The organism is Reyranella sp. (assembly GCF_965249915.1).
Lineage (GTDB): Bacteria > Pseudomonadota > Alphaproteobacteria > Reyranellales > Reyranellaceae > Reyranella.
Window position 1 is genome coordinate 4,575,931 of sequence record NZ_OZ252257.1, and the last position, 20,985, is coordinate 4,596,915.

Consider the following 20,985-nt stretch of genomic DNA (forward strand, 5'->3'; position numbering starts at 1 on the left):
TTAGACCGCCTTCTTCTTGAGCACCGAGTCGGCGATGCTGGCAGGCAATGGCAACGGCCGTTCGATCTTGCCCAGGATCGGCAGCAGGACGAGGAAGTGAGCGAAGTAGTACAGGGTCGCGAGCTGCGACAGCGGCACCCAGAAGCCTTCCGGCGGCTTGGAACCGCAGATGCCCAGGACGATCACATCGACCACCAGGAACAGCATGAACCACTTGTAGATCGGCCGGAACGTGCAGGACCGGACGCGCGAGGTGTCGAGCCACGGCAGGATGAACAGCACCGCGATGGCGCCGAACATCGCCAGCACGCCGCCCAGCTTGTCGGGGATGGCGCGCAGGATCGCGTAGAACGGCAGGAAGTACCATTCCGGCACGATGTGCGCGGGCGTGACCATCGGATTGGCCGGGATGTAGTTGTCGGGATGGCCCATGTAGTCCGGCGCGAAGAAGACGAACACCGAGAAGACGATCAGGAAGCAGACCACGCCGAAGCCGTCCTTCATCGTGTAGTACGGATGGAACGGGACGGTGTCCTGTGGGCCCTTCGGGTCGATGCCGGTCGGGTTGTTCGAGCCGTGGATGTGCAGCGCCACCACATGCAGCGCCACGACCGCCACGATGATGAACGGCAGCAGGTAGTGCAGCGCGAAGAAGCGGTTGAGCGTCGGGTTGTCGACGGCGAAGCCGCCCCACAGCCAGGTGACGATCGATTCGCCGACGATGGGGATGGCCGAGAACAGGTTGGTGATGACGGTGGCGCCCCAAAAGCTCATCTGGCCCCACGGCAGCACGTAGCCCATGAAGGCCGTCGCCATCATCAGCAGGAAGATGACCACGCCCAGGATCCACAGCAGTTCGCGCGGCGCCTTGTAGGAGCCGTAATACATGCCGCGGAAGATGTGGATATAGACGGCGATGAAGAAGAACGACGCGCCGTTCATGTGCAGGTCGCGGATCAGCCAGCCCTGCGGCACGTCACGGTCGATGCGCTCGACGGCGTCGAAGGCCATCAGCACGTGCGGCGTGTAGTTGGTCGCGAGCACGATGCCGGTGGCGATCATGAGGACCAGCATCACCGTGGCGATCGCGCCGAAGTTCCAGAAATAGTTGAAATTCCGTGGCGTCGGGAACGTGTGATATTCCTTCTCGATATACGAGAAGATCGGCAGGCGGTGATCGACCCAGGCGATCACCTTGTTATTGAAGACCGGCGGCGTGCCGTGTGACGAGGCCATTCTGGAACTCCAGCGAGATCTGAGGCGGACGACCTGGGTCGATCAGCCGATGCGAACGAGCGAGTCGGAAGTGAACAGGTAGTCCGGAACCACGAGGTTCTTCGGCGCCGGTCCTTTGCGGATGCGGCCCGACGTGTCGTAGCTCGAGCCGTGGCAGGGGCAGAACCAGCCGCCGAACTCACCCTTGGGGTCGCCCGGCTTGTTGCCGAGCGGCACGCAGCCCAGATGGGTGCAGACGCCGATCATGATCAGCCACTCGGGCCGGACCTTCTTGGCGGTGTCGGTGACACGCGCATTGTCGGTCTGCGGATCCGGGAGCTGCGCCATCGGCACCGCCTCGGCTTCCTTGATCTCGGCCTCGGTACGGTGCCGGATGAACACCGGCTTGCCGCGCCACTTCACGGTGACCGCCTGGCCGACCGCGATCGGCGTGACGTTCACCTCGACGGTCGACAAAGCCAGCGTGTCCGCGGCGGGGTTGAGATTGTTGATGAAGGGCCACGCGACGGCCGCGGCGCCGACGGCGCCAAGAGCGCCCGTCGCGACCATCAGGAAGTCGCGCCGAGTCGGGTCGCCGTGTCCGTGTGCCGATGTGCTTGAAGCAGCCATGATTACTCTCTTCCGTCCCCCCGAGGAGATTGGCGGGTATATAGCCGGGAAAGCCCCTTTTGTTTCAAGGCTCTGTTGGTCGCAGGCCCGATGCGCGGCATTCTGTGACAGCGTGCCGCATAAAGAGCCTTCCGCGACGCGGACCGGAATGGAGAGTTCATGCGCCTGGCGCTGTTTCAGCCCGATATCCCTCAAAATCTTGGGGCTTTCATCCGCCTGTCGGCCGGCCTCGGCGTGCCCCTGGACGTCATCGAGCCCTGCGGTTTTCCGGTGGACGACAAGCGAATCCGCCGGGCGGCCATGGACTACTACGACCTCGCCACCCTCGTCCGGCACGCTTCCTGGGCCGCCTTCTGCCGGGACCGGCCGCCCGGACGGCTGGTTCTGCTGACCACGGCGGGGGCCGAGCGCCTGCCGGACGCCAGGTTTCAGGCGGACGACATCCTGCTGCTGGGCCGGGAGAGTGCGGGCGTCCCGCCCGATGTCCACGAGGCGGCCGACGCCCGGGTCCGCATCCCGCTCCAGCCCGGGGCAAGGTCGCTCAATGTCGCCCTGGCCGCGGCGATGGTATTGAGCGAGGCCCTTCGCCAGACTTCGGGATTCGAAAAGCTCGCATGACCGCCAAGCCCGCCCGCACCGCCACCGGCCCCAACGGCCCCTCGCCCCTGCCCGACGAGGCGACCATCGTCCGCCAGAAAGCAGAGGCCGCGACCTGGTTCGCGGGCCTCCGCGACCGGATCTGCGCCGCCTTCGAAAGCCTCGAGGACGAGCTGCAGGGAACGCATCGCGACAAGGCGCCCGGCCGCTTCGAGCGCAAGAGCTGGGAACGCGAGAAAGGTCCCAACGGCGAGGATCACGGCGGCGGCACCATGTCGTTGATGCGCGGCCGCGTGTTCGAGAAGGTCGGCGTCAACATCTCGACGGTGTTCGGCGAGTTCAGCCCCGAGTTCCGCAGCCAGATTCCCGGCGCCCAGCAGGACCCGCGCTTCTTCGCGGCCGGCATCTCGCTGGTGGCGCACATGCAGTCGCCCAAGGTGCCGGCGGTGCACATGAACACGCGCTACATCGTGACGACGCGCAGCTGGTTCGGCGGCGGCGCCGACCTGACGCCGATGGTGCCGCACGAGCCCGATACACAGGATTTCCACGCCGCCTTCCGCGCGACCTGCGACGCGCACGATCCCGCCTACCATCCGAACTTCAAGGAATGGTGCGACGAATACTTCTACCTGCCCCATCGCGGCGAACCGCGCGGCATCGGCGGCATCTTCTACGACTATCTCGACAGCGGCGACCATGCCCGCGACTTCGCCTTCACGCGCGCCGTCGGCGAGACCTTCCTCGACATCTATCCCAAGCTGGTGCGGCGTCACATGAACGAGCCGTGGACCGAGGCCGAGCGCGCCCATCAGCTCGCGCGGCGCGGCCGCTACGTCGAGTTCAACCTGCTGCACGATCGCGGCACGCGCTTCGGCCTGATGACCGGCGGCAATGTCGAGGCGATCCTGATGTCCCTACCCCCCGAGGTGCGCTGGCCCTGACAGGCCGTCGAATCGAGCGGGTGGCGGGGCAAATAAACGAAATAAACGAAATAAATGAAACATTCGAAATGAGAGTCGCACCCCCTGAATCCGGTGCCGCGGCGCCCCTTGACGGCCTGGCTACTCGCCAGTCCTTTTGAAAAACCCATATCGAGGATGCGACGGAGCCAGCCCCGAGGGCTTCCGAGGGGACGCTTCGGTCGGGACGCCGGGATTTCTTAGCGCGCCGGCCAGTTCCACATCGGCCGGTCTTCGTCCTGGGCAACAGTCTCGCCCAGTTCCTTCGCCAGCGTGATCCGGCGCCCGCCCGCCTGGGTGAGCGCTGAGACGAGGCGCTCGGCGTGCGAGACTACGATGATCTGCGATCGCTTGGCCGCGTCGGCGATCAGCCGGGCGAGCGGCGCCAGCAGGTCGGGATGGAGGCTGGTTTCGGGCTCGTTCAGGATCATCAGCGACGGCGGCCGCGGCGACAGCAGCGCCGCCGCCAGCAGCAGGTAACGCAGCGTTCCATCCGACAGTTCGGTGGCTTTCAGCGGCCGCAGCAGCCCGCGCTGGCGCATCTCGACCTCGAAATAGCCGTCGCTCACGGCGACATCGACCGCCGCGCCCGGAAAGGCGTCGGCGACCGCCGCCTCGAGCTGCCCCTCGCTGCCGATCTCCTGGATCGTGGCGATGGCCGCCGCCAGATCGGCGCCATCGCCTGCAAGGACTGGCGTGCGCGTGCCGACCTGGCGCCGGCGCGCCGGCGCGTCGCTATCCGTGCGGAAGTGATCGTAGAACCGCCAGTCGCGCAATTGCTCGCGCATCGCCAGAAGCTCCGCGCCATCCTCGGGGTTGGCGCAATGGGTCAGCATGCTGTCGAACGGCTGCAGCCGCGTATAGGCCTGTCGGCGCTCGCCGTTGAGATCGCGCAGCGTGACCGAGGGGCCGTGCCGTTCGGCGAAGGCGTTGGCGCGCTGCAGGACGAGCCCGGTCCACAAAGTCTCGGTCTTGATCACCGGATCGCGGCCGAACAGGCCGCCGGGAACCGGCAGGCCGAGATCGATCGCGTAGCCGTAGGACTCCGAGGCAAAGCCCAGCTTCAGGCTGATCGTCGACTTGCGCACCGTGCCCTGGACCGGCTGCTCGCCGCGCTTCATGCCGCGCGAGAACTGCTCCGGCCCCGCCCACAGCACCGAGGAGATACCGCCTTCGAGCGCCAGCGACTGGATGATCCGCCCCTGCGCGACATCGGCCAGCAGCCGCAGGGCGCGATAGAGGCTCGACTTGCCGCTGCCGTTGGCGCCGGTGACGACCGTGAGCGGCTCGATCTCCAGCCGGACGTCCCGCAGCGAGCGGTAGCCGGAGATGCACAGCCGCGAGACGATACTCATCGTGGGCTCATCCTGGGCTCATCGATGCCGGGCCAGCGCCCAACCCGCCAGCAAGGGCGATGCGAACAGGACCAGCACCAGCAGCGGATAGGGCGCGCCCCACCAGATTCCGAACCGGTCGAGGAAGGCTTCGGCTCCGTCCTCATAGGCCACGCGCGCATAGAGGAAGTCGACGAGCGCCGTCGAACTCGGCCACAGCAGCGCCGCCAGCAGGGCCGCTTCGAACCACTGGCGGCCGATCGTGCGCCGCGCGTGGAAGATCGCCATCATCACGACGTAGGGCATCGGCACCAGCGCCTTGTACCATTCGACCGCCCGCACCGAGAGTGTGGCCGCGATCCAGGTGTCGCCCACGAAATCGTTCAGCACGACGAGGGTCGCGATCGCCAGCCACAGCGCGAAGGTGACGCCGGGACGGATCATGGCTGCGCTCTCACGAGTCGCTCCAGTTCGGCGAGGCAGCCCGCACGATCGGCGGTGAAGTCGCCGTCGATCCACCAGCGTTCGACCGCCTCGATCAACGCGCCGACCTTCGGCCCCGGCTTGAGGCCGAGCTTCAGGGCATCGCCGCCGCTCACCGGCAGCTCGGGCGGCGTCCAGTCGCGCGCCATGGCGAGCGCCGCCCGCCAGTCGCCCGGCGCATCGACCGCCAGCAGCAGCCGGTCGGCGTAGAGATTGCCGCCCAGCGCATAGATCTGCGCACGCCACGCCGTCGCGCCGCCCGCCACGTCGATGACGGGATCGGCCGCCAGCATGACATCGAGCCGCAGCGATTCCTGGGTCGAGAGCTTCAGGCGCTTGCCGATCACCGTGGCATCGGCCTCCGCCCCGAGGATCGACGCCAGGCGACGAAGCGGGTCGGGCCTGTCTTCGCGCGCAATCAACGCGCGCAGCCGCGCCGCGCCGTCGCATTCGGGCAGCCAGTGATCGAGGATGGCGGCTTCGCGCATCGCGGCCACCGTGTCGGCCGGCGCCGGTGCCTGCAGCAGGCGCAGCAGTTCCTTGCGCACGCGCTCGCCCGACAGGCCGCGCAGGCTGCCGGCATTGCGGCGGCAGGCTTCGAAGCCCACCGAATCGAAGGGCGGACGGCCATACCAGGTATGGAAACGGAAGAAGCGCAGGATGCGCAGCCGGTCCTCGGCAATGCGCAGGTCAGGATCGCCGATGAAGCGCACGCGCCCGTCGGCGAGGTCGGTCCGGCCGTCGAACGGGTCATAGATCGTTCCGTCGAGATCGGCGTAGAGCGCGTTGAAGGTGAAGTCGCGGCGGCTGGCATCCTCCAGCCAGTCGTCGGTGAAGGCCACCACGGCATGCCGGCCATCCGTCTCGACGTCGCGGCGCAGGGTCGTGAGTTCGTAGGGCGCGCCGGCGATCACCGCCGTCACGGTGCCGTGCTTCAAGCCGGTCGGCACGACCTTGATGCGGGCCGCCTTGAGGGCGAGCATCACGGTCTCGGGCGGCTTGTCGACGGCGAGATCGGGTTCGTTGCTGAGCGGTGCCCCGCGCACGGCATCGCGCACCCAGCCGCCGACGAAGCGCGCAGCGATGCCGGACCCGCCCAGCACGTCGAACAGGGTGCGGACCGCCGTGTCGTTCGACCACGGCACCACGTCGAGACGGCCGGCAGGCTTCATGATGCGAAGAGGCCGCCGTAGCCCTGATCCTGGGTGAAGAACATCACGAAGAAGCCCGCGATGGCGCAGGCGAAACCAGCAATACCGAGCCACGTCATCGGCATGTCCTGCCACGACGGCAACGTGCCCGCGATCTTGCGCTCCTGTTTGATCTTCACCGCCCACGCCCAGAGGAAGAAGGCGCCGAACGGCGCCAGGACGAGGACGAGGATGAGGAGGACGACCCGCATGAAAACTCCCGGCCTGCGTCAGGCGCTTGTGGTCAGGATGAAGTGGAGGTTTTTCAGCATACCCGCCGTGGCGCCCCAGATGTAGCGCTCTCCGTAGGGCATGGCGTAGTAGCGCCGTTCGCGGCCCTGCCAGACCCGGCTGTCGATGCGGTGATTGCGTTCGTCGAGGAAATGGTCGAGCGGCACCTCGAAGACATCGGCGACCTCGCGCGGATCTGCACGCATCGTGAAGCCGGGTGTGACGATGCCGACGATCGGCGTGATCTGATAGCCCGTGCCCGTCCGGTAGAGGTCGATCGTCCCGACGACGTCGATGAAGTCGCGGGTGAGGCCGACCTCTTCCTCGGTTTCGCGCAGCGCCGTTGCCGTCGCGTCTATGTCCTCGACCTGCCGGCGACCGCCGGGAAAGGCGATCTGGCCCGCGTGACTGGGCATATCCTCGGTCCGCTGGGTCAGCAGGACCGTGATTCCCGTCTCGCGCTTGATCAAAGGGATGAGCACGGACGCAGGACGCCACACTTCGGGCATCGCCCCGACACCGTTCAGTGAGAAGTCGCTGCCGATCGGCGGCGACGCCACGGGCAATCCGGATGCCAAACGCCTGCTGCGCTCGGCCACCCGCCGCACAATTTCGTCAACCCTCATGCCCTTGTTCCGGCCTCAATTCTGGGCTTCCCTCAAACATATTCCCTCGACGACAGGAGCGCCCTGGTGGCCCCCGATACATCGACTGCTACCGACGCCGACGCGCAGGCCGCCCTCGCCGACATCGAGAGGCTGGGCGGGCAACTTCGCGCCGCCCGTACCTCCATCGGCAAGGTCATATATGGCCAGCAGGACGTGATCGATCAAACGCTGGTTGCTCTCCTGTCGGGCGGCCATCTTCTGCTGATCGGCGTTCCGGGTCTCGCCAAGACCAAGCTGGTCGACACGCTGGGCGTTGTGCTCGGCATGGAATCCAAGCGAATCCAGTTCACGCCCGACCTGATGCCGGCCGACATCCTGGGCTCGGAGATCCTCGAGGAAGGCGAAGGCGGCCGCCGCTCCTTCCGCTTCCTGCAGGGTCCGGTCTTCGCCCAGCTGCTGATGGCCGACGAAATCAACCGCGCCAGCCCGCGCACCCAGTCGGCGCTGCTGCAGTCGATGCAGGAGCGGCATGTGACGGTGGCCGGCAAGCGCTACGACCTGCCGACGCCGTTCCATGTGCTGGCGACGCAGAACCCGCTGGAGCAGGAAGGCACCTATCCACTGCCCGAAGCGCAGCTCGACCGCTTTCTGTTGCAGATCGACGTCGGCTATCCCGATGAGGAGGCCGAGCGCCAGATCATGATCGGCACCACCGGCGCCGAGCAGGCGACGGCCGCCCAGGCCCTGTCGCCGGGCGACCTGATCGCCGCTCAGGGGCTGGTTCGCCGCCTGCCGATCGGCGAGAGCGTGGTCGACGCCATCCTGAAGCTGGTCCGCGCCGGCCGCCCCGAGCACACCGACCTCGACGTCGTGCGCCAGCGCGTCGCCTGGGGCCCCGGCCCGCGCGCCAGCCAGGCCTTCATGCTGGCCTGCCGCGCCCGGGCGATCATCCAGGGCCGCCTCGCGCCGTCGGTTGACGATGTCGTGGCGCTGGCCGGTCCGATCCTGCGTCACCGCATGGCCGTCAACTTCTCTGCCCGCGCCGAAGGCGTAACCGTCGAGTCCGTCATCGCCCAGATGTGCGCCCGCCTTGGGTAATCGTCTGGCCTAGGCATTGCACTGCGGGTGTTCATGGCTGCGCCTTCAACCCTTCATCGATCGCTCGAACTCGCCGGCACGCTGCCCGCCCTGATGGTGGCCGCCGATCGCGTGGCCGCGACCGTCATCCAGGGTGTGCACGGCCGGCGCCGCGTCGGCCAGGGCGATGCGTTCTGGCAGTACCGGCCCTATCGCGACGGCGACAGTGCGAGCCAGATCGACTGGCGCCAGAGCGCGCGCAGCCGCCACCTGTTCGTACGCGAGACCGAGTGGGAGGCGGCGGCCAGCATCTGGCTGTGGCGCGACGCCTCCCCTTCCATGCAATACGCCTCGCTCAAGAACGCCGACACCAAGGCGCTGCGCGCCGAGCTGATCACCCTCGCGGTGGCCAGCCTGCTGGCCGATGCCGGGGAGCGCGTCGCCGTCTTGGGCGGCGGCATGCGGCCCGCTTCCGGCCGCGTGGCCGTCCGGCGCGTTGCCGAGACGCTGCTGGACGAGAGCCGCGACACGAACCGTACGCCCGCCAGCCTGCCGCCGATGGTGCCGCTGCCGGCTCACGGCACGGTCGTTCTCGTGTCCGACTGGCTCGATCCGCTGGAGAAGATCGAGGAAATCATCCGCTACTATGCCAGCGTCGGCGTGCGCGGCCATCTCGTGCAGGTGCTCGATCCCGCCGAGGAAGAGCTGCCGTTCGACGGCCATGTGAAGTTCGAGGGCCTCGAATCCGAAGGCCAGCACACGGTGCGTCGCGTCGAAGCCGTGCGGGCCGCCTATGGCGCCCGCCTCGCCGCGCAGAAGGAAGGCCTGCAGCGCCTGACGCGGCCGGCCAACTGGACGGTGCATCTGCATCGCACCGATCGCTCGCCGCAGACCGTGCTTCTGTCGCTCTATCTCGCCATGGCCAATCTCGGCCGGCTGAACGCGGCCTGATGACATGCTGAGTCTCGGCGCGTTCGCCTTCGCGGCCCCCGGCATGCTGGCCCTGCTGGTGGCCCTGCCGGCGATCTATTTCCTGCTGCGGCTGATCCCGCCGCTGCCCAAGCTCGTGCGCTTCCCGGCGATCCGGCTGCTGGTCGGGCTGGAGCCGCCCGAGCAGACGCCGATGAAGATGCCGTGGTGGCTGCTGCTGCTGCGGCTGCTGCTGGCGACGGCGCTGATCCTGGCGGTCGCCCGGCCGCTGCTGAACCCGCAGGCGGACCTGCCGGGTCGCGGCCCGCTTCTGCTGGTGATCGACGATGGCTGGTCGAGCGCCCCGGGCTGGGCGACGCGGACCGCCCATGCCGAGCGCCTGATCCAGCGCGCCGAACGTGCCAATCGCCCGGTCGTGCTGCTGGGCACCGCGCCGGCGCCGCTCGATGCGCCCGCCGTGCGCCGCGGCGCCATGCGTCCCGACGAGGCGCGCACCCTGCTCCGCGCCTTCCGCCCCAAGCCCTGGCCGACCGATCGCGCCGCGGCGGCGACCGCCATCGACCAGATGCAGGTCGACGCCGGCGCCTATGCCGTCTGGCTGAGCGACGGGCTCGAAGACGAGGGCGCGACCCGCCTCGCCGAGCGCCTGCGCCGCTTCGACGGGCTGCAGGTGCTGCTGCCCGATCAGGCGACGACGCCGTTGCTGCTTCTGCCGCCGGCCGCCGAGGGCCGCGACCTCAAGGTGCGGGCGCTGCGTCCCGTCGCCGACGGTCCGCGCAAGGCCGCGGTCCAGGCCTCGGACGAACAGGGCCGCGTGGTCGCCCGCATCGATCTCGACTTCGCCGCGACCGCCACCCAGGGCGAAGGCATGCTGTCCATCCCGGCCGAACTGCGCAACCGCATGGCCCGCCTCGACATCGAGGCGCAGGGCGGCGCCGGCAGCACGATCCTGCTCGACGAGCGCCATCGCCGCCGTCCCGTGGCGATCCTGGGCGAGCGCGCCACGGCCGGCAACCAGCCGCTGCTGCAGGAGATTTACTTCCTCGAGCGCGCGCTCGATCCCTATGTGAGCCTGAGCATCGGCGATCGCGAATCGGTGCTGACGCGCAACACCGCCGTGCTGCTGATCCCCGACGGCTCCGCCCCGTCGGCCAACGACCGCGAGGAGATCTCGAAGTGGATCGAGCGCGGCGGCATTGCCGTGCGCTTTGCCGGTCCCAACCTCGCCGCCGGCGCCGACACGCTCGTGCCGACCAAGCTGCGCCTGGGCGACCGCGCGCTGGGCGGCATCATGAGCTGGGGCCAGCCCAGCGCGCTGGCCGAGTTCCCGCCCAACAGCCCCTTCCTTGGAATCCCGATCCCGAAGGACGTGCGTATCTCCCAGCAGGTGCTGGCCGAGCCGACGCCCGATCTCGCCGACAAGACCTGGGCCCGTCTCGCCGACGGCACGCCGCTGGTCACCGCCGAGAAGCGCGGGCAGGGTTATCTCGTGCTGATCCACACCACCGCGAACACCGGCTGGAGCAACCTGTCGCTGTCGGGTCTCTTCGTGAACATGCTGCAACGCCTGGTCACCCTCTCGCGCGGAGTCGCCGGCGACGGCGTCAACAAGGCGCTGAAGCCGTGGCGCACGCTCGACGGCTTCGGCCGCCTCGGCGCGCCACCCGCCGGCATCCAGATCCTGCCGGCCGATGCCGCCGAGACCTTCCAGCCCAGGCCCGCCTCGCCGCCGGGCCTCTACGGCGACGAGAATGCCCAGGTGGCCTTCAACATCGGCGGTCGGATCGCCGCGCCCAAGCCGCTGGTGCTGCCGAGCGGCGTGGCGTCGGACCGGCTCTCCGAGGCCGGCGAGACCGACCTGTCGAAATGGTTCCTGCTGGCCGCCCTCGTGCTGCTGCTGGCCGACCTGCTGATCTCGCTGTGGCTGCGCGGCCTGCTGCCGAAGGCGATCCGCTTGGGACGCGCGGCTCCGGCGGCGCTGTTCCTCGCCGCTCTCGTCTTCACGGGATCGCCCGACGCCCAGGCGCAGCAGCCGCCGGCAGCGCCCCAGCGCCCCGGCACCGCGGCAACGCCGCCGGCCAAGCCCGGCCCGCCGCCACTCACCGACGAGCAGGCGCTCAAGGGCTCGCTCGATATCCGCCTCGCCTACATCATCACCGGCGACAAGGAAGTCGACGATATCAGCAAGGCCGGCCTCGAAGGGCTGAGCGAGATCCTGCGCAGCCGCACCTCGGTCGAGCCCGCCGATCCGGTCGGCCTCGACCTCGAGCGCGACGAGCCGCGGCTCTATCCGCTGATCTACTGGCCCGTGACCTCGACGCAGCCGGCTTTGTCGCCACGCGCCCAGGCCGCGCTCGACCGTTACCTGCGGACCGGCGGCATCATCTTCATCGACACGCGCGACCAGCAGATGAGCTTCGACCGGCCGGCCGGCGGAAACCCCGACCTCAAGCGCCTGCTGGCCGGGGTCGAGACGCCGCCGCTGGTCGCCATGCCGCCGAACCACGTGCTCGGCAAGGCCTTCTATCTCCTCTCGGACATGCCGGGCCGCTGGCAGGGCGGAAAGCTCTGGATCGAGTCGGGGAACGGTCGCGTCAATGACGGCGTGACGACCATCCTGATCGGGTCCAACGACTATGCCGGTGCCTGGGCCGCCGACCAGCGCGGCCGCGGCCTGCTGCCGGTGACGCCGGGCGGCGAGACCCAGCGCGAGATGTCCTATCGTTTCGGCGTCAACCTCGTGATGTACGCGCTGACCGGCAACTACAAGGACGACCAGGTTCACCTGCAGGACATCATGCAGAGGTTGAGGCGATGAACATGACATCGGCCGTCTCGGTCGCCTTCGATCCGCTGCTGCCCTGGACGGTACTGGCCGTGCTGGGCGCCATCGGCCTCGTGCTGGTCCTGCTCGGCCTGCGCGCGCGCGCGCGCGGCACGATCTGGCGGATGGGTTCGCTCGTCGTCGTGCTGGCGGCGCTGGCCAATCCCTCGCTGATCGAGGAGCAGCGCAAGCCCATCGCCGACGTGGCGCTGGTGGTCGTCGACGACAGCGATTCCATGGCGATCGGCGAGCGGCGCCAGCAGGTCCAGACCGCGCGCGAGACACTGAAGCGCAAGCTCGGCCAGCAGGACGGGCTCGAAGTGCGCGAGGTGGTGCTGCCGCCGTCGCAGATCCAGCTGGGCAGCGAACGTCCGGGCGGCACGCGCCTGATCGACGCGATGCGCTCGGCGCTGATCGAGATCCCGCAGGAACGGCTCGCCGGCGTGGTCCTGCTGAGCGACGGCCAGGTCCATGACGTGCCGGCCGGCGTGCCGCCGGAGCTGGGTGGCGCGCCCGTGCATGCGCTGATCGCCGGCAAGAAGAACGAGCGCGACCGGCTGATCGTCCTCGAGCAGTCGCCGCGCTTCGGCGTCGTCGGCCGCGAGGTGACCGCCAAGTTCCGGATCGAGGATCCCGCGGGCGGTACCGCGCCGGTCACGCTGTCGGTGGGCGGCGAGGTCGTGAAGCGCATCGATGTCCCCGTCGGCCGCTCGGTCGAGCTGCCGATCACCGTCGGCAATCCGGGCGCCAACGTCGTCGAACTGGAAGTCGGCCCCGGCACCAGCGAGCTCACGCTCGACAACAACCGTGCGCTCTTCACCATCAACGGCGTGCGCGACCGTCTGCGCGTGCTGCTGGTCTCGGGCGAGCCCTATCAGGGCGAGCGGGCGTGGCGGAACCTGCTGAAGAGCGATCCCGCGGTCGACCTCGTGCACTTCACCATCCTGCGCACGCCGCAGAAGGACGACTTCACCCCGGTGCGCGAACTCTCGCTGATCGTCTTCCCGATGCGCGAGCTGTTCGAGCAGAAGCTGAAGGAATTCGACCTGATCATCTTCGACCGCTACGAGTCGGGAAACCTGATCACGCGCGATTATTTCCGCAACATCACCGAATACGTGAAGGGCGGCGGCGCGCTGCTCGTTTCGGTCGGCCCGGTGTTCGCGACGCAGCGCTCGCTCTATCGCACGCCGCTCGGCGCCATCCTGCCCGGCGCGCCGACCGGCGACGTGGTCGAGACCGGCTTCAAGCCCAAGGTCACCGAGATCGGTCAGCGTCATCCGGTGACGGCGAACCTGCCGCAGGCCGGCGACCCGAACAAAGAACCCGAATGGGGCCGCTGGTTCCGCCTGGTCACCTCGCGCACCGAACGCGGCAACGCCGTGCTGGCCGGCGCCGAGGAGAAGCCGCTGGTGATCCTCGACCGCGTCGGCGAAGGCCGCGTGGCGCAGCTCCTGTCCGATCACCTGTGGCTGTGGAATCGCGGTATCGACGGCGGCGGGCCACAGCCCGAGCTGGTGCGCCGCGTCGCGCACTGGCTGATGAAGGAGCCGGATCTCGAAGAAGAAGCGCTGCGCGCCACCGCCGTCGGCGGCCGCATCGAGATCACGCGCCGCACGCTGGCCGCCACCTTCCCGCAGGTCACCATGACCTCGCCGGGCGGCGCCACGCGCACCCTCGACCTGCGCCAGACCGCGCCGGGCCTCGGCCTCGCCGTGGTCGACGTCGACAAGCCGGGCCTCTATCGCTTCGATGACGGCACGCTCCGCACCGTCGCCGCCGTCGGCAGCCCCGACCCGCTGGAATTCTCCGACGTGCGCGCCACCGACGCGAAGCTGAAGCCGCTGGTCGACGGCACGGGTGGCGCCCTGATGTGGCTGGCCGACCAATCGGACCCCGACATCCGCACCGTCCGCCCCGGCCGCGCCGCCGGCGGCTCGGACTGGATCGGCCTGCGCCGCAACGAAGGCTACACCGTCGCCGGCATCAACCAGCTCCCGCTGCTGCCCGGCATCCTGGTGGCGCTCGCCTTCCTGATGGCCATCGCCAGCGCCTGGTGGCGCGAGGGTCGCTAAGCTGAGCGACGCTCTGCTTAGCTGTTAAGCGTCAGGCCGCGGCTTGGTTACAAGCCGCCAAGCCCTCGGCAATGTCCGAGAGCGCCTAAGAACGAACGACCAAAAGTTTCCTCAATACGTCGCCCGGCCGCCGGAAATGTCGAAGACCGCGCCGGTCGAGAAGGAACAGCCCGGCGAGGCCAGCCAGTAGGCCAGCTCCGCGACCTCTTCAGGACGAACCATGCGGGCCATCGGCACGTTGGCCAGAAGCTTGGCGCGCCGCTCGTCCGTGAGTGCGCCGAAGATCGCCGTCTCCGAGGCCGAGGGCGTGATCGCGTTGACCAGCACGCCCGACGTCGCGAGTTCCTTACCCATCGACTTGGTCAGCGCGATGACGGCGGCCTTGGAGGCGACATAGGCCGCGACGTTCGGGTTGCCGTCCTTGCCGGCGATCGAGGCGATGTTGACGATGCGGCCGTAGCCGCTCGCGACCATGTCGGGCACGGCGGCCTGACAGCAGCGGAACGTGCCGTTGAGATTGATGTCGAGCACCCGGTGCCACTGTTCCTCGGGATACGAAGCGATGCCGGCTGACGGGCCGAGGATGCCGGCGCTGTTCACCAGGATCGACGGCGTCCCGAGCGCCGCCCTGGTCGCCGACCAGGCGGCTCTCACCGCCGCGGTGTCGGTGATGTCGATGGCGAACGGCGTGGCGAGCGCGCCGATCTCCTCGGCGACACGCTTTGCGCCGCCGAGATCCACGTCCCACAACGCGACCCGGATGCCCTCGCGCGCGAAGCGTTGCGCGATGGCGCGGCCGAGGCCGCTCGCCGCGCCGGTGACGACGGCGGCCTGCGTGACGGGGCTCATGGCTTGACGTTGGCCTGCTGCGCGATCTTGCGCAGGGTCGCGATGTCCTTGGCCGTCTGCGCCTTGAGATCGTCGGGGCTGATGGTCGAGGCGGTCATGCCGAACTCGGCCCAGCGCTCCTTGATGTCGGGCATCGCCAGGATCTTCATCAGCTCGGTGTGCAAGCGATCGACGATCGGCTTGGGCGTGTTGATCGGTGCCATCAGGTCGTAGCGCCAGACGAAGTCGAAATCGACGCCCTGCTCGACGAAGCCTGGCACGTCGGGGAAGTTGATCGAGCGGCGCGTGCACGAGACGACCACCTTGACCTTGCCCGACTTGACCATCGGCACCGCCGACTGGACGTCGGAGAAGCCGAGTTTGATGTGGCCCGCCGCCACGTCGTTCAGTACCGGCGCTGCGCCCTTGTAGGGCACGTGGGTCATGTTGATGCCGGTGCCGGCGCGGATGATCTCGGCGCAGAGATGGCCGGTCGAGCCGTTGCCCCAGGTCCCGTAGTTCACTTCGCCGGGCTTGGCCTTGGCGAGAGCGATCACATCGCGCAGGTCCTTCACCGGATAGTCCGGACTGGCCACCATGACGACGGTCGCCGAACCGATGTCGGCCAGATGCTCGAAATCCTTGACCGGATCGTACGGCAGGTCGGGCATGACCGCCGGATTGACGACGACGGTGCTGGCCGAGCCGAGGACCAGCGTGTAGCCGTCCGGCGGCGCCTTCTGGGCGGCTTCCATGGCGATGACGCCCGAAGCACCGGGCTTGTTGTCGACGATCACGGTCTGGCCGAGCGCGGTGCCGAGCTTCTCGGCCAGGGCGCGCGCCACCAGGTCGGTGCCGCCGCCCGCGGCGAACGGCACGATCATGCGGATCGGCTTGGTCGGCCACTTGGCGTCGCCCGTCTGCGCGAATGCGGGCGTCGTCACGCCCAGGGCCAAAGCCAGGGCGAATGCCCTCCGGAACATCTTCATTCTTTCCTCCACGTAATTCTTGATTACTTCGACGTCGGCGGCCCGCACGATTCGCGCAGCACGAGATCGACCGGCAGCAACGCCCGCGACTGGCCCTCTCCCGTGCCCCGCAACCGTTGCAGCAGCAGTTCGGCCGCCGCCCGGCCGACATCTTCCAGGCTCCAGCGCAACGCTGTGATCGCCGGCGTGTGCACGGCGGCGAGATCGGTGTCGCCGACGGCAATCACCGACAAGTCTGCGGGGATGGAAAGCCCGAGGTCGCGGGCGGCGCGCAGCGCGCCGGCCAGGATGCGGGTGCCGAGCGCGATGATTGCGGTCGGGCGTTGCTCACGGCGCAACAAGGCGAGCGCGTCGCCCTGCGCGAAGTCCATCGACGATTCCTGAAGGCAGACCTCGGCGCCCGCCGGATCGATATCGGCTTCGGCGAACGCCGCCTTGAAGCCCGCGATGCGCTCACGGCCCGGCCGCATGCGCGCCCCCGGCGTCAGCAGCGCGATACGGCGATGGCCGAGGCCGATCAGATAGCGTGTCGCCGTCCGCGCGCCCTCGCGATGGTCGACCAGCACGGCGGGCCACGGCGTGGTCTCTTCCTGCGGCCGGTCCAGATGAGGCACGTCGCGGTCGAGGATGACGATCGGCGCGCCGCCGGCCGCGAGCTCGCGCCACGCCCGGTCGTTCTCGTCGCTGCCCGGCGCGACCAGCATGCCGTCGAGACGCCGGCTGCGGAAGGCGGCGACCATCGCGCGCTCGCGCGCGGGGTCGTTGGCCGTGTTGCCCACGATCATCAGCAGGCCGGCGTCGCGCAGCCGCGACTCCGCGGCCTGCACGATGCTGGCGTAGAGCGGGTTGGCCAGATCGGACACCAGGCAGCCAACCATGCCGGTGGTGCGCGTGCGCAGGCTGCGCGCCAGGAAATCCGGCTGATAGCCGAGCTTCTCCGCCGCGGCGGCCACGTCACGCGCCACCCTGGCGCTGACGTTCTTGCCGCCGTTCAGCGCCCGCGACACCGACCCAACCGACACGCCGGCCGTGCGGGCGACATCTCGGATCGTCGTTTTGGAAACGATTTCTGCCATACGAGCGCGCATATTTGACATCCATACAGCCTCTTGCAAGGTTAAATTGGAAACGTTTCCATTTTGCGGAGTATGGCGACCATGGGGGCTTCCATCGCGGAGCGGGCGAGTACGAACGAGGCCGACATCGAGTGCGATGTCGTCGTGGTGGGCGCCGGTTTCGGCGGCCTCTACGCCCTGCACAAATTGCGCGACTGCGGATTTTCCGTGCGTGGCCTCGAGGCGGCGCCGGATGTCGGCGGCACCTGGTACTGGAACCGCTATCCCGGCGCGCGCTGCGACGTGCCGAGCCTGTTCTACTCCTACAGCTGGTCGCCGGAGCTGCGCCGCGAATGGCGCTGGACCAACCGGTATGCCGGCCAGGAGGAGATCCTGAGCTACGCCCGGTTCGCCGCCGACCGGCTCGACCTGCGCAAACTGATTCAGTTCGACACCAAGGTCGCCGGTGCCACTTTCGACGAGAAGACCGAGCGCTGGACCGTCGAGACCGACCGCGGCGACCGGCTGCGGGCTCGCTTCGTCGTCATGGCGACCGGCGGCCTGTCGGTGCCCAACACGCCCGACATTCCCGGCGTCGCCGACTTCCAGGGCGCGATCTACCACACCGCGCGCTGGCCGCAGGAACCGGTCGATTTCGCGGGCAAGAAGGTCGGCATCATCGGCACGGGATCATCCGGCGTTCAGGCGATCCCGATGATCGCGCAGGACGCCGAACAGCTCGTCGTGTTCCAGCGCACGCCCAACTTCTCGGTGCCGGCGCGCAACCGGCCCCTGACCGACGCGGACCACAAGAGCTTCGACGAGGGGTTGGAAACCTATCTCGCCAGCCTCGAGCAATCCGACTTCGGCCGCGTGCCGCCGACGGCCTTCACGGCGGAGGTGCCGCCGCGCGACGTGCAGTGGGCGCGCTACGAACAGCTCTGGCAGGAAGGCGGCAGCGGCGGCTTCCTGAAGGCTTTCCCCAACATCCTGGTTCATCCCGACGTCAACGAGGTCTGCGCCGACTTCGTGCGTCAGAAGATCCGCGAGACGGTGAAGGATCCGAAGACCGCCGCGGCTCTGTCGCCCTCGGGCTATCCGTTCGGTGTGAAGCGCCTGTGCGTCGATACCGATTACTTCGACACCTACAACCGCTCGAACGTCGAGCTCGTGAACCTGCGCGACGAGCCGATCGAGAAGATCACGGCCCATGCCGTCGACACGGCGGCGCGACACTTCGAACTCGACGCGCTGGTCTTCGCCACCGGCTTCGACGCGGTGACCGGCGCCCTGCTCGCGGTCGACATCCAGGGTCGCGCGGGCGCCACGCTCAAGGACGCCTGGTCGGAAGGACCCAAGACCTATCTCGGCCTGACCGTGGCGGGGTTCCCGAACCTGTTCACCATCACCGGCCCGGGCAGCCCCTCGGTGATCGGCAACGTCATCACCAATTGCGAGTACCACGTCGACTGGATCGCCGAGTGCCTGACGCATATGCGTCAGCACAATCTCGGCACGATCGAGCCCGACAGCGAGGCGCAGACCGCCTGGGGCCGGCATGTCGCCGAAGTCGCCGACCGCACGCTCTTTCCCAAGGCCAACTCCTGGTACCTGGGCGTCAACATTCCCGGCAAGCCGCGCGTGTTCATGCCGTATATCGGCGAGGGCTACCGCACGACCTGCAAGGAGATCGTGGCCGACGGCTACAGAGGATTCGTATTCGGCAAAGCGGCCGGACACGAACGAGTGGCCGCCGAATGAGCCGCCTGTTCGGACCGATCCGCCAGAACGGCTATGTCGTGCGCGACATCGAGGCGGCGATGAAGCACTGGATCGAGGTGCTGCAGGTCGGGCCGTGGTTCTACATCGAGCGCGTACAGACCGACTGGTTCCGCCATCGCGGCCAGGACTCCGCCGTCGAGCTGAGCATCGCGCTGGCCAATGCGGGCGACCTGCAGATCGAGCTGATCCAGCAGCGCAACGACGGGCCGTCGATGTACAAGGAGTTCCTCGACTCCGGCCGCGAGGGCCTGCAGCACGTGGCCTTCTGGTCGACCGATTACCAGGCGCTGTACGACCGTGCGCTCGGCCAGGGCTACAAGCTCGGCCATGAGGGCCAGATCGGCGGCGAGCGCGGGCGCTTCGCCTACTTCGACACCGGCGCACCGGCCGATCCCCATGCCGGCACCGTCATCGAGATTTCCGACATCAGCGGCAACAAGGGCCGCTTCTTCGAGTACATCCGCAAGCGCGCCCAGGACTGGGACGGCACCGATCCGATTCGCCGTCCGTAGGGCCGAGCGTAGCTCGGCCCCGTTACCAACCAGAAACTTGATCCCCCTCCTTGTTGCGCCATTTTGGGGAGCAGCAAGGAGAACACCATGATCGAGCTCAGACCCTTCGATAAATTGGGCAAGTCGGACCACGGCTGGCTCAAGGCGAACTTCCATTTCAGCTTCGCCGACTACCGCAACCAGGACCGCGTCCACTGGGGAGCGCTGCGCGTCTGGAACAACGACCGCATCGCGCCGCAGTCGGGCTTCCCGCCGCATCCTCACCGCGACATGGAAATCGTGACCTACGTCATCAAGGGCGCGATCACGCACAAGGACCATCTCGGCAACGAGGGGCGGACCGAGGCAGGCCAGATCCAGGTGATGAGCGCGGGCAACGGCATCCAGCACGCCGAGTACAACATGGAGCAGGCCGAGACCGAGCTGTTCCAGATCTGGATCATTCCCAACAAGCAGGGCGTGCCCGCGCGTTGGGAGACGGTGCAGTTCCCCGCCGACGCGCGCGACGGCAGGCTGGTACCGCTGGCCTCGGGCCGCGGCGACGACGGAGCGATCCCGCTCTATGCCGACGGCTCGCTGATGGCCGGCACGGTGAAGGCGGGCCAGTCGATCCGCCAGAAGCTGAACGGCAAGCCGACCTATCTCGTGCCCGCCAAGGGAAAGATCGAGGTCCGCAGCAGCGACGGCAAGGTCGTGACCGCGAATGCCCGCGACGGCGTGGCCGTGGTCGACCAGGACGAGATCGAAATCGTCGCGCTGGAGGATGCCGAGATTGTGCTGGTCGAAACGGACCGGCTGAACTGACCTCTCGTCAGATTGACGCTATGGGCCGGGCGGGGTTTGATCCCGCCCGGTTTTCGTTTGGGAGAGACGCATGGCCTACAAGGGCTTCGATCTGACGGGCAAGGTGGCGCTGGTGACCGGCGGCAACGGCGGCATCGGCCTCGGCATGGCCGACGCGATGGCCCAGGCGGGCGCTGGCGTCTGCATCTGGGGCACGCGCAAGGAGAAGAACGACGCGGCCGTCGAGCAGCTCAAGAAGCATGGCGGCAAGGTCCACGCCCAGATCGTCGATGTCGGCGACGAGAAGCAGGTCGAGGCGGCCTTCGCCGAGACGGTGAAGGTGATGGGCCATGTCGACAACTGCGTCGCCAATGCCGGCGTCTCGGGACGCGGCAAGGGCTCGATCCTCGAGATGGACTACGCCGAATGGCGGCGCGTGCTGCAGATCAATCTCGACGGCGTTTTCTTCACATTCCGTGCAGCCGCCAAGCACATGGTCGAGCGCGGCCAGGGTGGTTCGCTGGTGGCGATGGCCAGCACGGCGGCCATCGAAGGGGCTGCGCGCTCCAGCCACTACGGCGCCAGCAAGGGCGGCGTCACGGCCATGGTGCGCGCGCTGGCCGTCGAACTCGCGCGCTACAAGATCACGGTGAACTCGATCCTGCCGGGCTGGATCGAGACCGAGATGACGGCCAATGCGGTCGCCAACCCGAAGTTCGCGGGCAACGTCCTGCCGCGCATCCCGGCCCGCCGCTGGGGCACCGGCGCGGATTTCGGCCCGCTCGCCGTCTACCTGGCGAGCGGCGCGACCGGCTATACGACGGGGCGCGACTTCGTTATCGATGGCGGCTATACGTTGTTCTAGCCCGTCGCCACTCCC

20 protein-coding genes are annotated in these 20,985 nt (G+C 68.3%); 10 read left to right on the top strand and 10 right to left on the bottom strand.

All coding sequences use genetic code 11. The features are described 5' to 3' along the window. Positions 1-1,236, bottom strand: a complete 1,236-nt coding sequence (locus ACP15H_RS22610) for a cytochrome b (RefSeq protein ID WP_425068386.1) — start codon at positions 1,234-1,236, stop codon at positions 1-3. 42 nt (positions 1,237-1,278) lie between these two features. Next, positions 1,279-1,845, bottom strand: coding sequence for a ubiquinol-cytochrome c reductase iron-sulfur subunit (gene petA / locus ACP15H_RS22615; RefSeq protein WP_425068387.1), 567 nt, complete (start codon positions 1,843-1,845; stop codon positions 1,279-1,281). A gap of 159 nt (positions 1,846-2,004) precedes the next feature. On the opposite strand from petA, the gene ACP15H_RS22620 reads away from it, so the two are divergent. Further along, the gene (locus ACP15H_RS22620; RefSeq protein ID WP_425068388.1) at positions 2,005-2,463 is read left to right on the top strand and encodes a tRNA (cytidine(34)-2'-O)-methyltransferase; all 459 of its coding nucleotides are present in this window, start codon (positions 2,005-2,007) and stop codon (positions 2,461-2,463) included. Further along, positions 2,460-3,386 (top strand): oxygen-dependent coproporphyrinogen oxidase, encoded by a 927-nt coding sequence (gene hemF / locus ACP15H_RS22625; RefSeq protein ID WP_425068389.1) that lies wholly within the window; start codon positions 2,460-2,462, stop codon positions 3,384-3,386. Before ACP15H_RS22620 ends, hemF begins: the two co-directional genes overlap by 4 nt. Positions 3,387-3,604: 218 nt before the next feature. On the opposite strand, the gene ACP15H_RS22630 is transcribed toward hemF, so the two are convergent. Genes ACP15H_RS22630 through ACP15H_RS22650 form a run of 5 tightly spaced genes read right to left on the bottom strand, consistent with a single transcriptional unit; the run spans position 3,605 to position 7,202 of the window. Continuing rightward, positions 3,605-4,753, bottom strand: coding sequence for an AAA family ATPase (locus ACP15H_RS22630; RefSeq protein ID WP_425069954.1), 1,149 nt, complete (start codon positions 4,751-4,753; stop codon positions 3,605-3,607). A 24-nt stretch (positions 4,754-4,777) separates the two neighbouring features. Beyond that, a complete protein-coding gene (locus ACP15H_RS22635) occupies positions 4,778-5,182 on the bottom strand; it encodes a hypothetical protein (RefSeq protein WP_425068390.1) in 405 nt (134 codons plus the stop codon). Continuing rightward, a complete protein-coding gene (locus tag ACP15H_RS22640) occupies positions 5,179-6,393 on the bottom strand; it encodes a CCA tRNA nucleotidyltransferase (protein WP_425068391.1) in 1,215 nt (404 codons plus the stop codon). The genes ACP15H_RS22635 and ACP15H_RS22640 overlap by 4 nt, the downstream gene beginning before the upstream one ends. Then, the gene (locus tag ACP15H_RS22645) at positions 6,390-6,623 is read right to left on the bottom strand and encodes a hypothetical protein (protein WP_425068392.1); all 234 of its coding nucleotides are present in this window, start codon (positions 6,621-6,623) and stop codon (positions 6,390-6,392) included. The genes ACP15H_RS22640 and ACP15H_RS22645 overlap by 4 nt, the downstream gene beginning before the upstream one ends. A gap of 18 nt (positions 6,624-6,641) precedes the next feature. Then, entirely contained in the window at positions 6,642-7,202 is a 561-nt protein-coding gene (locus ACP15H_RS22650; RefSeq protein ID WP_425068393.1) for a CoA pyrophosphatase, read from the bottom strand. A 132-nt stretch (positions 7,203-7,334) separates the two neighbouring features. On the opposite strand from ACP15H_RS22650, the gene ACP15H_RS22655 reads away from it, so the two are divergent. From ACP15H_RS22655 to ACP15H_RS22670, 4 genes are read left to right on the top strand one after another with little or no spacing between them, the layout of a single operon-like run. Beyond that, a complete protein-coding gene (locus ACP15H_RS22655) occupies positions 7,335-8,348 on the top strand; it encodes an AAA family ATPase (protein WP_425068394.1) in 1,014 nt (337 codons plus the stop codon). Positions 8,349-8,381: 33 nt separating this feature from the next. Then, positions 8,382-9,278 (top strand): DUF58 domain-containing protein, encoded by an 897-nt coding sequence (locus ACP15H_RS22660; RefSeq protein WP_425068395.1) that lies wholly within the window; start codon positions 8,382-8,384, stop codon positions 9,276-9,278. A gap of 4 nt (positions 9,279-9,282) precedes the next feature. Further along, positions 9,283-12,075, top strand: a complete 2,793-nt coding sequence (locus tag ACP15H_RS22665; RefSeq protein WP_425068396.1) for a DUF4159 domain-containing protein — start codon at positions 9,283-9,285, stop codon at positions 12,073-12,075. A gap of 2 nt (positions 12,076-12,077) precedes the next feature. After that, positions 12,078-14,156 (top strand): hypothetical protein, encoded by a 2,079-nt coding sequence (locus ACP15H_RS22670; protein ID WP_425068397.1) that lies wholly within the window; start codon positions 12,078-12,080, stop codon positions 14,154-14,156. A 111-nt stretch (positions 14,157-14,267) separates the two neighbouring features. On the opposite strand, the gene ACP15H_RS22675 is transcribed toward ACP15H_RS22670, so the two are convergent. The 3 genes from ACP15H_RS22675 to ACP15H_RS22685 are packed head-to-tail and all read right to left on the bottom strand — an operon-like array spanning position 14,268 to position 17,049. After that, complete coding sequence (locus ACP15H_RS22675) at positions 14,268-15,005, bottom strand: SDR family NAD(P)-dependent oxidoreductase (RefSeq protein WP_425068398.1); 738 nt, start codon at positions 15,003-15,005, stop codon at positions 14,268-14,270. Further along, positions 15,002-15,973: a Bug family tripartite tricarboxylate transporter substrate binding protein gene (locus ACP15H_RS22680; RefSeq protein WP_425068399.1), complete on the bottom strand. Its 972-nt coding sequence runs from the start codon at positions 15,971-15,973 to the stop codon at positions 15,002-15,004. Before ACP15H_RS22680 ends, ACP15H_RS22675 begins: the two co-directional genes overlap by 4 nt. A gap of 23 nt (positions 15,974-15,996) precedes the next feature. Further along, positions 15,997-17,049 (bottom strand): LacI family DNA-binding transcriptional regulator, encoded by a 1,053-nt coding sequence (locus ACP15H_RS22685; protein WP_425068400.1) that lies wholly within the window; start codon positions 17,047-17,049, stop codon positions 15,997-15,999. An 81-nt stretch (positions 17,050-17,130) separates the two neighbouring features. On the opposite strand from ACP15H_RS22685, the gene ACP15H_RS22690 reads away from it, so the two are divergent. From ACP15H_RS22690 to ACP15H_RS22705, 4 genes are all read left to right on the top strand, one after another. Next, positions 17,131-18,789: a flavin-containing monooxygenase gene (locus ACP15H_RS22690; RefSeq protein ID WP_425068401.1), complete on the top strand. Its 1,659-nt coding sequence runs from the start codon at positions 17,131-17,133 to the stop codon at positions 18,787-18,789. Then, the gene (locus tag ACP15H_RS22695) at positions 18,786-19,322 is read left to right on the top strand and encodes a VOC family protein (protein WP_425068402.1); all 537 of its coding nucleotides are present in this window, start codon (positions 18,786-18,788) and stop codon (positions 19,320-19,322) included. Before ACP15H_RS22690 ends, ACP15H_RS22695 begins: the two co-directional genes overlap by 4 nt. A gap of 87 nt (positions 19,323-19,409) precedes the next feature. Beyond that, positions 19,410-20,126: a pirin family protein gene (locus tag ACP15H_RS22700; protein WP_425068403.1), complete on the top strand. Its 717-nt coding sequence runs from the start codon at positions 19,410-19,412 to the stop codon at positions 20,124-20,126. 70 nt (positions 20,127-20,196) lie between these two features. After that, complete coding sequence (locus ACP15H_RS22705) at positions 20,197-20,970, top strand: SDR family NAD(P)-dependent oxidoreductase (RefSeq protein WP_425068404.1); 774 nt, start codon at positions 20,197-20,199, stop codon at positions 20,968-20,970. Positions 20,971-20,985: the final 15 nt, after the last annotated feature.